This window comes from Mucilaginibacter straminoryzae, from assembly GCF_022953055.1.
GTDB classification, from domain to species: Bacteria; Bacteroidota; Bacteroidia; order Sphingobacteriales; family Sphingobacteriaceae; genus Mucilaginibacter; species Mucilaginibacter straminoryzae.
This window is the reverse complement of the sequence record NZ_JALJEJ010000004.1, coordinates 86224-99666: the sequence shown is the minus strand read 5'-3', so window position 1 is coordinate 99666 and position 13443 is coordinate 86224. Positions and strand designations below refer to the sequence as shown.

The following is a 13443-nucleotide window of genomic DNA, read 5'->3' as shown; positions in this document are numbered from 1 at the left end:
AAACGAATAATGACCACTGCTTCGCCCTTAACTAGCCTCTTAAGATGATGCCGTATATTATTTTGTTGCAGGTAATGGTGTTTAGCGAGTTTTAGTTTTTGTAATATTTTATGAACATGATAGCGAACGATCAACAAACAAATGGATTCATCCCGGTAATGCTTACACCGTTTAAAGAAGATGGCCAGGTTGATTATATGGGTTTAACCCGTTTGACTGAAACCTACATAGAAGCGGGAGCAAGCGGCTTGTTTGCCAATTGTTTATCAAGCGAGATGTTCGAGCTGTCACCCTCAGAACGTATTGCCGTGGTAGCGCACGTGTTAAAGGTGACTAATAACAGAGTGCCGGTAGTGGCCACCGGAACCTTCGGTGGGCCAATTGCTGCTCAGGCCGAATTTGTAAAAGAGATGTATGCTACCGGTGTACAGGCGGTAATTTTAATTACAGGTCTGCTGGCGCAGGAGCATGAGGCGGATCAGGTGTTTGAAGATAACGTAATGCAGTTGTTGAGCCTTACCGGTGATGTACCTGTAGGCTTCTATGAATGCCCGGTACCGTATAAACGATTGATCACACCTGCCCAATTAGGCAAATTCGCCAGAACGGGGAGGGTGATCTATCATAAAGACACCTGCCTGGATATTGAGTTGATCCGCGAGAAATTAGCCGCTATTGAAGGCACTAAGTGTAAATTGTACGATGCTTACATGGTACATGCAGTGGAATCTTTAAAAGCAGGGTCGGCCGGACTGTCATGTATCCAGGGAAATTACTTTCCCGAATTAATTGTATGGTTGTGTAACCATTACGATAATATCGAGTATAAAGAGCAGGTAAATGCCGTGCAACAGTTTTTGATAGACAATATGGACTTAATGCACCACGTATACCCGGTTACTGCGAAATATTGCCTTCAGAAGCGTGGTGTAGATATTTCTATATTTACCAGAAGGGATGTAGGCAGCTTTACTTCGCTGGTGCAGCATGATATAGACGTGCTGATGAACCAGTATCATTTATTGAGCGAGCAGTGCCACATTGAACAGGTGATAGGCGTTTAATAGCATGGTGATCTATCGCCTGAGATGCTTAGTGTTTATATGCTAACATTGTATAATAAATAGATAAAAAACAGCAAAGAACAACCCCACGGCTCAGCCATATTTGTAATAACCAATTCGCTGTAGTAAACGATTATAAATTATAAACCACAGCCGTAAACCAATCCACCTTGCTATTTTGCGACGTACCGGTCACACACCGTTTGTTTAAAAATTAGTGGTCAGGATTAACGGCAGCTGCAATTGTACTTGTGACAATTATTGCAGTAAAATTTTTGATGATGAAGAGAATCAATCTGTTAGCTCTGGCTATGTTTTTTGTAAGCATTGCCGTAACTGAAGTACGCGCCCAGGAGCAATCTGCCGATAAACAACTGGCTTATCAAAAGATGATCAACCAGCGGGCTTACAAAATTACTGCTACGCTTGGCATTGCAGATTCGGCAAAATTCTACCGTGTCAACCGCATCATTGCTAACCAGTATACCGGCCTGAATGATATTTATACCCAGCGCGACCAGCAGATAAAGGAAGTTAAAGCCACTGCGGCCGATAATAAAGATGCCGCAAAAGCGCGGTTAGACAAGCTTACAGCCGAAGTGCAGGCAAAAGTAGATAAACGCCACGCGCTGTATCTGGACAGCCTTTCAATGTTGCTTAGCGCTGAACAGGTAGATAAGGTTAAAGACGGCATGACCTATAACGTAAAGAACGTTACTTACAAGGCCTATAACCAAATGATGCCGGATCTGACCGCAGAACAAAAAAGCCAGATTCTGCAGTGGCTGATCGAGGCGCGCGAACATTCCATGGATGCCGAAACATCAGAGAAGAAACATGCCTGGTTCGGTAAATATAAAGGCCGGATCAATAATTACCTTTCAAAAGCCGGGATTGATATGAAAAAAGCCGAAGCCGACTGGCAGGAGCGGATCAAAGCCCAGGCGACGCCTAAAAATTAGCAGTTTATTTACCCCTGATTGATATAACTGATAAACTATCTATTAACCCATTAAACCATCCATTTTTTAACCAATTATGTATTAACCACCGATTATGAAAAAAATTTACTTACTATTTTTATTCCTTGCTGTGGTGTTTACTGTACGGGCGCAAACACGCACGATCACCGGTACGGTAACCAGCAGCGATAAGAATGAACCGCTGATAGGGGTAAGCATTCTTGTAAAGGGAAGTACCGCAGGTACACAAACAGATGTGAACGGTAAATTCTCTATCAAGGTTTCCAATATGCAGAATGTTACCTTGGGCATTCGTTACCTGGGTTACAATTACCAGGAACAAACACTTGCTCCAAACAAAACTACGCTGGACGTAAGGCTTGTTCCAAGTGCAGCTAATAACCTGAGCGAGGTTGTAGTTACCGGTTACGGACAGCAAAAGAAAGCTACCTTAACTGGTGCAATTTCTGTTTTAGACCTCAAAAAAGTAGAAGACGTACCAGCACTAAGTTTAAGTGCAGCGTTGAGAGGAACTGCACCGGGCGTTTCTGTAGTGGGTGGCGTTGCCCGTCCTGGCCAAAGCGCAAACATCACTATTCGTAACCCGGTATCTTTTGGTAAAGATAGCGAGCAGGGCACCAACCCGCTTTACGTTATTGACGACGTGATCAGGAAACAGGCCGATTTCGAGGCATTGGATCAGAACGAGGTGGAGAGCATATCTGTTTTGAAAGATGCAGAAGCTGCTATCTATGGTGTGTCGGGTGCTAACGGTGTGGTTTTGGTTCGTACAAAGAGAGGTAAATCTGGTGCGCCGAAGTTCAGTTTTGCAAGTTCTGTAGGTGTATCTAACGCAACTCAATTGCCAAAAATGATGAACTCTACGCAGTTAGCGCAGTTCACTAATGATTACCTGGATGCTGCCTGGAGAGCCACAAGCACACCTGGTGTGCCTTATGATATTACCCAACGCTATATCAGCCCTGTTGACGGAATGAAATACGACAAGGGGGTGGCCACCGGTAATAAAGAAACCCAGTACTACACTACTGATGAGATGGATTATTTCGCTAACAACAGTACAAACTGGCTGGACAAAGCGTTCAACAATGCCTATGTCTATCGCGAAGCCCTGAGCATGAGTGGTGGTACAGATAAATTAAACTATTTCATCGGTGGCGATTATGTAAATCAAACCTCTAACTTTAAGGGTGTAAACTCTTATAAATACGGTTTAAGGGCGAATATTGATGCAAAGCCAACTAAGGGTTTAAATGTTTCGGTATCGTTAAGCAATAACGTAAACTTTTCAAAAAGTTACTGGTACAAGCTAAACAGTACTACAGAAAGCTTGGACAACGACGTTGCATCACTACAATTAGTTTACCCATGGCAGCAATACTACATAAATGGCAACCCGGTAATACTAGGCCCAAGCACCAGCGGTGGTATTGAAAACGTTAACTTCTTTCTGGTACAGAACTCAAATAACTTTACTTCAAACCAAAGCTATGTGATGAACATGCTTGGGAAAGTTACCTATGAAATCCCAGGCATTAAAGGTTTATCAGCAACCGCTACTATTAATAAGAATATCAACAGCTCTAACAACAAGCAGTTCGGTACAACTTTCCAATACTTTAAATATGCAGGTACCGGTGCTAACAACCACATACCTGGTGGTGCATTGGTAAATACTTTTAATATTAAGAATGGTGACCGCGTTCGCTTGAATCCTGTTTTCTCACCTTCATATCAGTTAGATGCCGGTTTAAATTACAACCGTTCTTTCGGCAAGCATAATTTAACGGTGCTGGCATTATGGGAGCAACGCGAAAATAGTACAGAAGGTGTAGCTGCCATGACAGAGGGTGTGGTAGTAGGGGCGTTGCCTTATCAAACCTTTACCGTAGGTACGCAAACTTCTACGCAATCAGGTCAGTTAGGACAAAATGGCTTTCAGTCTTTTATCTCACGTCTGAATTACGACTACGACAACAAGTATATCTTACAGTTAGTATACCGTGCAGACGGTAGCTCGCGCTTTGCGCCAGGCAATAACTGGGGTAGTTTCCCTGCAGCATCAGTAGGCTGGGTAGTTTCTCAGGAAGGCTTCTTCAAGAAAAATGTGAAATGGATGGACTTCTTTAAACTGCGTGCTTCCGTTGGTATAACCGGTACAGATGCTACTAAAGCTTATCAGTACATGGCTTCATATAACCTGGGTACAGGCAGCAGCGGCGGTGCAGTATTTAACAATGATGTTAGAAGTATTGCGATCAAAACAAACGTGGCTATCCCGAATGCCGATGTTACCTGGGATCACGTAACTAAAACAGATTATGGTTTCGATATGGAATTCCTGAAAAACCGTCTGACTGTCTCAGGCGATTATTTCTGGAACCACGGTTATAATTTACTTGCTACATTAAGCTCTTCCGTGCCGGCAACCATTGGCGCGGCCGTACCTACAGAGAACCATAACATTGTGAATATGTTCGGTTATGAGGTTTCTGCCGGTTGGAGAGATCATATCGGATCGAAATTCACATACAGCTTTACGCCGTTCTTTACCTGGTTTGATAACAAGAATGTTCTGATCGACGTAGCCTCTGGTGACGTAGGTACCCTTCGTGATCTTACCGGAAAGTCAAGCGACCAGGGATTATACGGTTTTAAATCTTTAGGTATTATCCGCACCCAGGCAGATGCCGATGCAATTATTGCAGAAAGAGCAGCTGCAGCAGGTGGTGCTTCTAAAGTGAAGATCAAAAATGATTTTGTTCAGCCAGGTATGATCAACTATGTTGACGTTAACGGCGACGGCATTATTGACGATAATGATAAAACCTACGTGAGCAAACGCTCTAGCAACCATAATAGCCTTGGTTTAAACTGGAGCTTAGGGTATGCCGGCTTTAACCTTAATGTGGTAATGGGTATGGCATGGGGTGGCAAAACAAGTATTGGTGGTATTAAAGCTACTGCGCCAAGCGGTAACAGCGTAGCAACCTATGATAACCGTGCCGTATACTGGACCGACCACTGGACACCGACTAACCCAAATGCAAAATATCCTAACCCTTATTTCTCAAGTATTTACGAGGATAGCGATTTCTGGCTGGTGTCTTCAACCACTTTAAATATTACAAACGCAACATTAAGCTATACCCTTCCAAGCAAGATCAGTAACAGACTGGGCTTATCTAACATCAGGTTATACACGGTTGCAACCAACCCAATTCAATTTATCAATCCATTCCCTAGTCACTACCGCGATTTTGCTTCAGCGTTGGCCACATACCCTGCGCTTAGAACGTTTTCTTTCGGTTTAAATGTTGGATTCTAAAATCTGGATGATCATGAAAAAACTTACAACAATCATATTAGCGGCAGGCGTAACCTCTATTGCGGTTACCAGCTGTAAAAAGACGCTTGATAAACAAGATCTGAGTAGTTTTACTGCCAGTCAGGTTTATAACGACTCTACTACCACAAAATTAAGTGTAGACTATATTTATGGCCAAAATCAGCCGGCCTGGTTTGGAAATTCCAACGGAAGCATCAGTACGCAATTGCAGGGCTTAACAGATGAGCAATACTCTGATAACGCCTATGTAAAGGGTACTGTTACTGTAGACAACGTTACTGACATCGGTACTTCCAATACTTCTGGTAACTATGTGAAGATCCGTACCATTAACATGTTCATTCGCGACGTTAACGCCGGTACATTACCAGATGCTCAGAAGAAACGTTTTATAGCGCAGGCACTTTTCTGGAGAGCTTACCGTTATTTCGAATTGGTAAAATTATACGGAGGCGTGCCATTAGTGTTAACGCCGTTAGATGCGGTGGGCGATGAAGCTAAAGCGGCAGCTTTGCTTCCACGTAACAAAACTTCCGAAACCTTCACGCAGATTGTAAAAGACCTGGATACCTGTATTAAATATATACCGGTAAAATGGCCCAACAATGCAGATTATGGTCGCATTACGCAAGGCGCTGCGCTGGCTTTTAAGGGCCGGGTACAATTAACTTACGCCAGCCCTCAGTTTAATCCTGGTAACGATATGGCCAGATGGCAGGCTGCCTATCAGACCAATACGCAGGCGGTGTCGGTACTTTCAGCTAATGGTTTCGGATTATATCCTAAATGGGACGTAACCATGTGGACAACAGATGGCAGTTCGAGCGGTAGCAGGCCTCAAAACCCGGAAGCGGTGCTGGTAACAGGTTACAATACCAAAACGGCGGATATCGAGGCAAATTCAAACTCTTATGCTAACAATACGGTTCCTAAATACATAGGTACTACAGGTGGCTCTAATCAACCGACCTGGGACCTAGCAAGGGCATTTCCCATGAAAGACGGAAAGGATACCCTGACTTCAAAGTACTCTTATTCAACCCAGACGTTTTGGAAAAACCGCGATCCGCGCTTTGAACAGACCATTGCTTATAACGGCGCTAACTGGTATGTTGGTGGTAATTCGGCCTACAGAATCTGGACTTACCAGTACTATAACAAAGCCAACAGTACATCCACTACATCAAGCACAGAAATTACCGGCCCAACAACAACCGGTTTATATCTGCGCAAAGCGGTAGACCCAACATTAACCGGTCAGAACTTCCTGTATTCTGGTACCGACTGGATCGAGATCCGTTATGCAGAAGTGCTCATGAACCAGGCAGAGTGCGCGGCAGAGATCGGTAACTTAGGTCAGGGCCAGGAAGCTTATGCTAACCTGATCGCTATCCGTAAACGTGCAGGTATCGAATCAGGTTCTGATAACCTGTACGGTTTAACAGCAAACATGAACCACGACCAGATGATCAATGCGATTATGAAAGAAAGACAAATTGAGTTTGCTTTCGAAGGTAAACGCTATTGGGATCTTCGTCGTCGTAAATTGATCGAAAGCACCTTGAACGGTAAAAGAAGAATGGGTGTGATATTCCAGTTGGTAAACAACAACAGCGGTACAGATTATATTCAAGGTACCAGGGACGGTTTGGCTAACACCAACTTCGACCAGTTGTACAGCACTTATTTCACCGTGAAGACCAAAACGTTAGATAGCTATAACATTGCTTATCAAACTGCTGATTACTTCTTTGGTATCCCAACTGCTTCCCTGCGCAATAACGCTAACCTACAGCAAAATAATACTTGGGGTGGGCCTTTTGACCCATTGCAATAGTGATATAACTTATATAAGATCTAAGGGGCCTTTGCGCCCCTTTTTTGTTTTAAAAAGTTGGGGTATTTGTATGATGTTGCCAATTGTTCGGTTTTGGATGATGTACAATCGATTTCGAAAAAGTTGCTTTTTGTATGCATTGGCATGTTTTGTAACATATTTGAGATAATTTTTACGCAACTTAGGTGTGGGTTTCTAAAATGCTAAAATCATATAAAACCTTGTCAACATTTTATAGTAATAAGGTAGCGGCAAGGTGCATATTTGAAGAAGTAGAATTACCAATTAAAATACCTGAAGTCTTAATTATCTAACTTTAAAACAGTGCGAAAACGTGGTCTATAGCGTTTTAGGAAAAGCTGTACAGAAGGTGTAATCAGGTGCAGGTTGAAAAATTTAGAATATGAAAATCAAGATTCTTCCGTTACTGGCCGTTGCTGCTTTATCTGCTAATGCTGCCTTTGCACAGTATCCGGACATTCCACAACAGGTTAAACAGGAAACCGAAGCCATGATGAAGGCTGCGCAGGCGCATTCTGATTCTGCATGGCAGGTGGCTTTGCCGATCATCCAGGCAGACCAGCGTCGCGGTAAGGTATTTGTGCCCTGGGCGGCCAGACCTACCGACCTGCCACAAGCCAAGATACCTGCATTTCCAGGTGCAGAGGGCGGTGGTAAATTTACTTTCGGCGGTCGTGGCGGAAAGGTATACGTAGTAACCACGCTTGCAGATGACGGACCGGGCAGCTTACGCGAAGCCTGCGAAAAGGGCGGTGCCAGAATTATTGTATTTAACGTGGCGGGTATCATCAGGCTTAAAACACCGTTGATGATCCGCGCACCTTATGTTACCATCGAGGGGCAAACCGCTCCGGGAGATGGGGTATGTATTGCCGGAGAATCGGTATGGGTAAATACGCACGACGTGATTATCCGTTACATGCGTTTCAGAAGGGGCGAAACTAATGTTGGCCGCAGAGATGATTCGTTAGGTGGTAACCCGGTAGGCAATATCATCGTAGACCACTGTTCTACAAGTTGGGGACTTGACGAAAACTTCTCGATGTATCGCCACATGTTCGACCCGGGCGATGGTTCTAAGGAAGAAAAATTAGGTACTGTAAACATCACTGTTCAGAATTGTATCTACTCAGAAGCGCTGGATTACTGGAACCACTCGTTTGGTAGCACTACCGGTGGCGAGAATTGTTCGCTGGTGCGTAATATTTGGGCTGATAATACCGGCCGTAATCCATCAGTAGGATGGAACGGTGTATATAACTTTGTGAATAACGTGGTATTTAACTGGCATCACCGTTCTATGGATGGCGGCGATTATACCACTAACTATAACATCATCAATAACTACTTTAAACCTGGGCCGGTTACGCCGAAAGACGAACCGGTAGGGCATCGTATCCTGAAACCGGAATCGGGTCGTAGTAAGCTTAAAGAAAAGGTTTACGGTAGGGTTTACGCTGTGGGTAATGTGATGGAAGGATATCCGGAAGTTACTAAAGACAACTGGAATGGCGGTATACAGGTAGAAACTCTACCTAACACCGGGCAGTACAAGGATTACATGAAATCAGACGTGCCGTTTCCCATGCCGCCGATAACCATTCTATCCGCTCAGCAGGCATTTAATTATAATCTTGTCAACGCGGGCGCTACTTTGCCTGTCCGCGATGCGGTTGACAAACGTATTGTAGAGCAGGTAAGAACCGGTAAGATCACTTACAAGGAGATGAACACCGATACGGTATTCCAGTTTAAAGTGCGTAAATTGCCTAAAGACTCTTATAAACTGGGCATCATTACGGCGCCATGGCAGGTGGGTGGCTACCCTGATTATAAGGGGACACCTTATAAGGACAGCGATAACGACGGTATGCCGGACGAATGGGAAATCAAACATGGTTTGAACCCTAAGAGTGCGGCAGATGCCAGCGCACCGGCTAAAAATGGTGGTGGGTATACCAATATCGAGGTTTATTTAAATACAGTTGCCGAAAAAGGGGAAACTAAATTGCCTGTTGCGCAGAAATAGGTGAACCTGTTTAACTATGAATTTTAAGTTTAATATCGGTGTTTGGGGCTGTCTGCTTGCTGCAGCGGTTTTGCAACCATGGGTTGTAGCAGCTCAAAACAACAAAAAAAATAATAAACCGGCTTCTCCCGTCCTGGTACAAAAGGACGGGAAGCTTGTTTATACAGCAGATGAAAAGGGCGACCGTGTGCCCGATTATTCCTACTGCGGGTACATGGCGTCTGAAGCTCCCATTCCTGATGCTGCTGTTAAAGTTTTTGTACCGGTAAAACCCGGCGATGCCACTGTAAGAATACAAGCCGCCCTGGATTATGTTGCAGGTTTACCGGCGGATAAAAACGGTATTAAAGGTGCAGTACTGTTAGGTAAAGGTATTTACCAGGTAAAAGGAAGTCTAAAAATTAAATCTTCGGGTGTTGTACTCCGCGGCAGCGGGATGACCGAAAGTGGTACCATGCTGATCTGTGCGGGTACAGACCGTGAAACGCTGATCAATGTAGCCGGTAAAAATGATTTAGCTGCCGAAGCTGATGTGAAAATCACCGATACATACGTCCCCGTTAATTCGATTTCATTTCATGTTGTTGCTGCCGGTAGCTTAAAAGCAGGAGATCATATCCTGGTTAAAAGGCCAAGTACGGCAGCCTGGATTAACCTGTTAGGTACAGAAACTTTTGGTGGTGGTTTAAGTGCTTTAGGCTGGAAGCCCGGCGACCACAATATTACATGGGATAGGGTGATTACCAAGGTAGACGGCAACACCATCACCATTGATGCCCCCATTACTACTGCGCTTGATACTGCTTACGGTGGCGGTACTATCGCCCGTTACCAATGGGATGGGCGCATTAACCAGGTGGGCGTAGAAAACCTGTTACTGAGATCGGAATACAACAAGACCAACCCAAAAGATGAAGACCATCGCTGGATGGCCATTACCATAGAAAATGCTTCAGACGCCTGGGTCCGGCAGGTAGCTTTCGAGCATTTTGCCGGGTCTGCAGTTTATGTGCTGCCAACGGCGAATCGCGTAACGGTGGAAGACTGCCGCTCTGCCATGCCGGTGTCGGAGATTGGCGGGCAGCGCCGCTACACGTTCTGGACAATGGGCGGGCAGACCTTATTTCAACGTTTATATGCTGATAACGGCTACCACGATTTTGCGGTAGGCTTCTGTGCACCGGGGCCAAATGCCTTTGTACAATGTATGGCGGAGCATCCGCATAGCTATAGCGGCGCCATCGATAGCTGGGCATCCGGGGTGCTGTTCGATGTGATTTATATGGACGGCCAGAACCTGGTTTATAAAAACCTGGAGCAGGATAACCAGGGCGGGGGTTGGAGCGCGGCAAACAGTACTTTCTGGAATTGTTCTGCCGCCAGGGTAGATAATTACCGCCCGCCCGGTGCACAAAACTGGGCCTTTGGTACATGGGCGCAGTTCGGTGGGAATGGTTATTGGGAAGAATCGAACGCTTCTATCAATCCGCGGAGCCTGTTCTATGCACAGCTAAGCAACCGCCTGCAAAAGGATATTGAAAAACAAGCAGGCATACTGCATATCAGTACAGAAGCATCCAGCAGCCCTACGGCAGAGCAGGCTGCCCCGCTGGTAATTGAAGCCAGAAAACCTGCCTTCACCCTTAAAGACTGGATAGCCGGAGCATCGGCGCGTAACCCCATACCTGTTTCCTCAAACGGTGTGAAGACCATCGATGAGCTCGGTGTTAAAGCACCTGCAGCCTCACCGCGTGCATCTGCATTAACGGTTGCCAATGGTTGGCTGGTAAGGGGGAGCGAAGTATTGCAGGGCCGCCACTACGAAACACCTTGGTGGAACGGAAGCATTAAGCCTGCTTACCTCGAAAAAACGGCGAAGCCCGATATTACCCGCTGGGTACCCGGCCGCACTGGAACGGGTTTAACCGACGACCTAAATGAGGTTGCCAACTGGATGCAGAAAAGTAACACCATTGTATTAGAGCATAATTACGGTTTGTGGTATGAACGCCGTCGTGACGATCACGAAAGGATAAGGAGGGCAGATGGCGATGTTTGGCCGCCGTTCTATGAACTGCCTTTTGCACGCAGCGGACAGCAGTCTGCCTATGATGGCTTAAGTAAATATGATCTGACGCAGTATAACCAATGGTACTGGAACCGCTTAAAACAGTTTGCCGATCTGGCAGATGAACGCGGACTGGTGCTGATGCACCAGAACTATTTTCAACATAACATTATTGAAGCAGGTGCACATTACACAGATTTTCCGTGGCGTACGGCTAACAACATCAACAATACTGGTTTCCCCGAGCCGGTAAATTATGCGGGTGATAAACGCCAGTTTATGGCCGAACAATTTTATGATGTAACCAATCCGGCCCGTCGTAAACTGCATATTGCCTACATTAATAAGTGCCTGGATAACTTCGCGAACAACAATGGTGTCATCCAAACCACCAGTGCCGAATATACCGGTCCGCTTAGCTTTATGAAGTTTTGGGTAGAGACGGTGAAGAACTGGGAAGCAACGCACAAGAAAAAACAGCTGATTGGCTTGAGTGCTACTAAAGATGTTCAGGACGGGATGCTTGCCGATGCTGTCTTAGCGGGTACTATCGATGTAATCGACATCCGTTACTGGTATTATCAGGCAAACGGAAATGTTTATGCGCCTCCGGGCGGGCAAAGCTTAGCGCCGCGCCAGCAGGAACGCGTTTTTAAGCCTAAAGCTACTTCTGCCGAACAGGTTTATCGCGCCGTTCGTGAATACCGCGACAGATATCCGCAGAAAGCCGTTTTATACTCTGCAGACGCATATGACAAATTTGGTTGGGCAGTGCTGATGGCAGGTGGTTCTTTACCGGTATTGCCTGCAACTACAGATAAGGATTTGCTGAAAGCCGTATCCGGTATGAAGCCTGTAGGCCCGGTTGCCGGTGCTAACGGACAATGGTTGCTAAGCGGCAGGCAGGGTTACGTAGTTTATAGTAACTCTGGTGCGGAAGCAACACTGAATTTAGATGCAAACACTACTTATCAGCTAAAATGGATTAATCCGGCTGATGGTAAAGTATATCAAACCACTTCCCAAAAGGGCAATGGCAATACCACGGTAAAATCGTCCGGTAACGGTGCATATGTGCTTTGGGTAAGTAAAAGTTAACAATTATAACCAACGCCGTATCATCACGGCTTTTATGAGAAAGATAAAATGTTGCAGGGTATAAAATACTATACTTTGATATTGTTGGTAACGCTTGCATTCACTTCTTGCCGGAGTGCGAAAAGCGTTTACCTGTTCACGTCTTTCCATGAACCTGCCGATAGCGGCCTGCGTTTTCTTTACAGCTACGATGCCTACCATTGGAAAGAGCTGAATCATATCTTCCTGAAGCCGCAGGTAGGGGAGGCTAAAATCATGCGCGACCCATCCATCGCCCAGGGACCGGATGGCATTTATCACCTGGTTTGGACAACCGGCTGGAAGAACGACAAGGGGATAGGTTATGCCAGTTCAAAAGACCTGATCCACTGGTCGGCAGAGCAACACATAGAAGTGATGGCTAACGAGCCGGAAACGGTTAACGCCTGGGCGCCGGAGCTTTTTTATGACGATGAGCAGAAACAATTTATCATCGTTTGGGCTTCCACTATTCCATTCCGCTTCCCAAAAGGGCAGGAAGATGAGCGGAATAATCATCGCCTCTATTATACCACCACTAAAGATTTTAAAACGTTCTCACCGTCTAAACTTTTTCTTGATCCGCAATTCAGCGTCATCGATGCGCAGATCTTGAAACGGGCAAAGAGCGATTATGTGCTGGTGATGAAAGATAATACACGGCCTAACCGCAATATACTGGTTGCCTTTGCAACAAACCCACTTGGACCTTATCACAATTATTCTAAACCCTTCACCGAAAATTTCTCTGAAGGCCCTTGTGCCATCAAAGCTGGGGATGACTGGATCATTTATTACGATTCTTACCAGGCAAAACGCTATGGCGCCGTGCTAACGAGGGATTTCAAGACCTTCAAGAATATTACCGATGAGGTAGATATCCCAAAGGGCCATAAGCATGGGACGGTTTTCAAAGTAGACCGTAAAACGTTAAACAAACTGAAAGAAGCGGCGGGAGCATCTAAAGATTGATGAA

Annotated in this window: 7 protein-coding genes; all 7 read left to right on the top strand. The window is 45.3% G+C overall.

Translation table 11 applies throughout. The features are described 5' to 3' along the window. Nucleotides 1-116: 116 nt before the first annotated feature. The gene (locus MUY27_RS09905) at nt 117-1064 is read left to right on the top strand and encodes a dihydrodipicolinate synthase family protein (protein WP_245129856.1); all 948 of its coding nucleotides are present in this window, start codon (nt 117-119) and stop codon (nt 1062-1064) included. A gap of 278 nt (nt 1065-1342) precedes the next feature. Then, nucleotides 1343-2026 carry a DUF3826 domain-containing protein gene (locus MUY27_RS09900; protein WP_245129855.1) on the top strand — a complete coding sequence of 228 codons (684 nt, stop codon included), beginning with the start codon at nt 1343-1345 and terminating at the stop codon, nt 2024-2026. A 94-nt stretch (nt 2027-2120) separates the two neighbouring features. Beyond that, nucleotides 2121-5375: a SusC/RagA family TonB-linked outer membrane protein gene (locus MUY27_RS09895; protein ID WP_245129854.1), complete on the top strand. Its 3255-nt coding sequence runs from the start codon at nt 2121-2123 to the stop codon at nt 5373-5375. Nucleotides 5376-5388: 13 nt separating this feature from the next. Next, complete coding sequence (locus MUY27_RS09890) at nt 5389-7233, top strand: RagB/SusD family nutrient uptake outer membrane protein (RefSeq protein ID WP_245129853.1); 1845 nt, start codon at nt 5389-5391, stop codon at nt 7231-7233. 403 nt (nt 7234-7636) lie between these two features. Continuing rightward, the gene (locus tag MUY27_RS09885) at nt 7637-9283 is read left to right on the top strand and encodes a polysaccharide lyase (RefSeq protein WP_245129852.1); all 1647 of its coding nucleotides are present in this window, start codon (nt 7637-7639) and stop codon (nt 9281-9283) included. Nucleotides 9284-9299: 16 nt separating this feature from the next. Continuing rightward, complete coding sequence (locus MUY27_RS09880) at nt 9300-12449, top strand: DUF6298 domain-containing protein (RefSeq protein ID WP_245129851.1); 3150 nt, start codon at nt 9300-9302, stop codon at nt 12447-12449. A 48-nt stretch (nt 12450-12497) separates the two neighbouring features. Beyond that, entirely contained in the window at nt 12498-13439 is a 942-nt protein-coding gene (locus tag MUY27_RS09875) for a glycoside hydrolase family 43 protein (protein ID WP_245129850.1), read from the top strand. The last annotated feature ends 4 nt before the right edge of the window (nt 13440-13443 follow it).